This is a genomic window from Polaromonas sp. P1_E1_2, from assembly GCF_056406035.1.
This window is the reverse complement of sequence record NZ_JBFUAZ010000490.1, coordinates 1-3264: the sequence shown is the minus strand read 5'-3', so window position 1 is coordinate 3264 and position 3264 is coordinate 1. Positions and strand designations below refer to the sequence as shown.

3 protein-coding genes are annotated in these 3264 nt (G+C 59.9%); all 3 read right to left on the bottom strand.

The window, feature by feature from the left end; genetic code table 11:
* On the bottom strand, window positions 1-1876 hold a 1876-nt coding region (locus AC1D1P_RS18645), incomplete at its 3' end, for a flagellar biosynthesis protein FlhA (RefSeq protein WP_477673993.1).
* Entirely contained in the window at window positions 1873-2958 is a 1086-nt protein-coding gene (locus tag AC1D1P_RS18640) for an EscU/YscU/HrcU family type III secretion system export apparatus switch protein (protein ID WP_477673992.1), read from the bottom strand. The genes AC1D1P_RS18640 and AC1D1P_RS18645, both read right to left, overlap by 4 nt.
* On the bottom strand, window positions 2948-3264 hold a 317-nt coding region (locus AC1D1P_RS18635), incomplete at its 5' end, for a flagellar biosynthetic protein FliR (protein ID WP_477673991.1). The genes AC1D1P_RS18640 and AC1D1P_RS18635, both read right to left, overlap by 11 nt.

Below are 3264 nucleotides of genomic sequence, written 5' to 3'. Positions count from 1 at the left end.
GTTCCAGGACGAACTGACCCGCGGCCTGGCTGGAACCCTCGGCACGGGAATTTTGCACGCCTTGAATGAAGCGACTTTCAATGGCCGGGTCGAGTGTGAGAACGTGCAACGCATTGGCCTCCCCGAGCAAGCCCTGGCATATCGCGGAACCCAGCCTGTGGCGCACAACCTCCGTCAGGTAGCCGGTCTCCTTGGATTGCCGGCCAGCGTCCGTGAGAGTTTCCAGAATCGCCTCCATATGCCGTATCGAAACCTTCTCTTTGAGGAGGTTCTGCAGCACCTTTTGCACGTCGCTGATCGAAAGGACTGTCGGCACAAGTTCTTCGACCAGGCCGGGCTGGTTCTGGCGCACCCGGCCCAGCAGGCGGTCGGTTTCGGCCCGTGTCAGCAGTGTGGAGGATTCGCGCCGCAAGACCTCGGTGAGGTGCGTCATGAAAACGCTGGAGGCATCCACCAGCGTGAACCGGGCGCGGGTGGCCGCATCCCGCTGTGACTCTTCTATCCAAACGGCCGGCAGGCCGTAGGTGGGGTCTTTCGTGACTTCTCCGGAAATGGCTGTCACGTCGCCCTGAGGATGAATGGCAAGCAGGTGGTCCGCGCGAACCTCACCCTTGGCACTCAGGGCCCCGTCAAGGTAAATCTCGTATCGGTCCGGCCCAAGGCGCGGTGCATCCTTGAAGCGTATGCGTGGCAAGACCAGCCCAAGCTCCTGCGCATGCTGATGGCGGAAGGCGGCAATTCTTTCGAGGAAAGAGCCACCCTTTTCGTTCACCAGAGGAACCCAGCGGGAACCCACCTGGACCTCGATGGGTTCAACGGTCAGGTGTGCATAGGGATCGTCCTTGCCGCCAGCGTCACTGCCGTCAGCCGATTTTCCCTCCTGGCCCGCCGCCGCTTCTTCCCTGGCAATGGCACCGGTATGCGCCCCGCGATACACCATCCAGGCGCCCAGCCCCGAAAGACAAAGCAGTATGAGCGTGGGGACCGCAGGAATACCAGGCAGGATCAACAGGCCCGCCAGGGCTGTAGCCACCAGCAGCAATGTTTTGGGAAATGAGGTGATCTGCCGCAAAGCCTCTTTGCTCAGGTTGGCATCCGAAGCCGAACGGGTAACAATGATCCCGGTTCCCAGGGCAATGACCAGCGCCGGCACCTGGGTCACGATGCCATCGCCTATGGTCAGCAGGGTATAGGTTTTGAGCGCATCACCCCACGGCAGGCCGCGCTGCATGATACCGATCAGCAAGCCTCCCACAATGTTGATGAGCAGTATCAGGATGCCCGCGATGGCGTCGCCTTTAACGAACTTGCTTGCGCCGTCCATCGCGCCGTAAAAAGCCGCCTCTTTCTCGATGTTCTTGCGGCGGCGCTGCGCTTCGGCCTGGTCAATGAAACCCATGTTCAGATCCGCGTCCACGCTCATTTGCGCGCCGGGCATGCTGTCCAGCGTGAATCGGGCGGCCACCTCGGAGACGCGCTGAGCGCCGCTGGTGATCACCACGTACTGGACGACGATCAGGATCAGGAAAATAATCAGGCCGATCACGTAGTTCCCGCCAACAACATAGGAGCCCACAGCGGCGATCACCCGGCCAGCGTCGCCGTCCGAAAGAATCAGGCGGGTGGCGGCGACGTTCAGCGACAGCCGGAACAGGGTGGCAATCAACAGCAGCGAAGGGAACGTCGAAAACTCGACAGGTCGCGCCATGTAGAACGTCAGCATCAGAATCAAAAACGCGAAGCTGAAGTTCAGCAGGATCAGGAAGTCCAGTAGCGGGCTCGGGATGGGCGCGAACAATACCACCAGTACACCCAGCACCAGCAGCACCATAACGATGTCGCTGTGTTTGGTGAGGAAACCCTGCAGGGCTTTCATGTCGCGGCCATCCCCTGCCGGCGTTCGCGCATGGCAAAGACCCAGACGATGATTCGCGCCACTTCGGCATACATGGCTTGGGGCACATGCTGTTCCACAGCAAGCTCGCGGAAGAGCCTGCGGGCCAGAACGGGGTTTTGCACGATGGGGATGTTGTTCTCGCTCGCTATTTTTCTCATGGCTCCTGCGACCCGGCCGGCGCCCTTGGCCACCATCTGCGGAGACGACATCTCGCCATGCCTGTAGCGCAAGGCGACCGCCACATGCGTCGGATTCGTCAACAACACATCGGCATTTTTTGTGTTGCGCACCGTTAGTGTGCGCTTCAGCGCTTCCCGACGCAGCTCCCTGAGCCGCGCACGGATGCGAGGATCACCTTCCCGGTTTTTTGATTCGTCTTTCAGTTCCCTGCGGCTCATCTTCATCTTTTTGGAGAACTCGCGCCGTGTGTACATCCAGTCCACGGCGGCGATCATCACCAGAATCAAAGCCATCTTCATGCTCAAAGAGGCCGCGTCCTGGAGCAAGGTGCGCAGGTAAGCCAGCGGTGAAAGGCCGGCCACGCCAAAGAAGTGAGGCGCCAGGCTTTTGAGCGCGAACCAGGAAACACCGGCAAGAAGCATCAGCTTGATGCAGGCCCTTGCCGCATCAAACAGGGTTCGCATCGAAAACACTTTCTTGAACCCGTTGACCGGATTGAGCCTGTCGAAATCCGCCTTGAGGGGATCCGTGGTGAACATCGGCCCTGTCTGCATCAGGTTGGCCAGCGCGGCGGTGAGCATGATGACGGCGAAAAAAGGCAGCAGCTGCATCATTGCCCCCTTGACCACCTGGGATGCAAGAGGCCACAGCGCTCCGCCATTGGGATCCAGACCAGCGATGCGAAGCAACAGGCTCTGGTCGAAAACGAATTGGTCCCTGACGCTGTCCCAGCCCTTCCATGTCAGGTAAACGGAAGCCACCGTCCACACCAGCGCCGAAATGACTTCCGGGCTTTTGGCGACCTGCCCTTTTTCCTGCGCCYTGAGAAGCTTGTGAGGCGTCGCCGCTTCATTGCGGTCAAGGTCTTGCTCATCGGCCATGGACGGCTCCCGGCGCAAATGTGCTTTGAGACGCATCCTGGGACAACATGGAATCCCAGGTCGTGTAGATGCTGCGGTAAACCCGCGTCATGACGCCACCTACGCCGGCAAACCACAGGGACAGCGTGATGAGCCCGACAACGATTTTCACGGGAATGCCGATGGCGAACATATTCATCTGCGGCAGGTTTCGCGCGACAACGCCGAGCGCCATTTCAACCATGAAGAGGCAGAAAACCACGGGCGCGACCAGGGCAAATCCCAGCGTGAACAAGGCGCTCACCTGTTTGAGCATCGCGACCAGGC